At 62.8% G+C, this 309-nt stretch carries 1 protein-coding gene; it reads left to right on the forward strand.

Translation table 11 applies throughout. The annotated features are described in order from the left end of the window. On the forward strand, window positions 1–309 hold a 309-nt coding region (locus RM779_RS33500; protein ID WP_311621565.1), incomplete at both ends, for an integrase core domain-containing protein.

The raw sequence follows: 309 nt of genomic DNA on the forward strand, positions 1-309 counted from the left end.
GCATCGAACGTGTCCTGACCGACAACGCCTGGTCCTACCGCAAAAGCACCCTGTGGAAGCAGGCCTTGGCCGACCTCGGCGCCACCGGCAAGCTCACCCGCGCCTACCGACCCCAGACCAACGGCAAAGTCGAACGCCTGAACCGGACGCTACTGGATGAATGGGCCTACATTCGCCCCTACGGCAGCAACAGCGAACGAACCGCCGCCCTCAACGACTACCTCCACACCTACAACTACCATCGCTGCCACACCGCACTCGAAGGCCAGCCCCCGATCACCCGCGTTAACAACGTCGCGGGTCAATACA

It is taken from the genome of Streptomyces johnsoniae, assembly GCF_031845565.1.
GTDB classification, from domain to species: Bacteria; Actinomycetota; Actinomycetes; order Streptomycetales; family Streptomycetaceae; genus Streptomyces; species Streptomyces johnsoniae.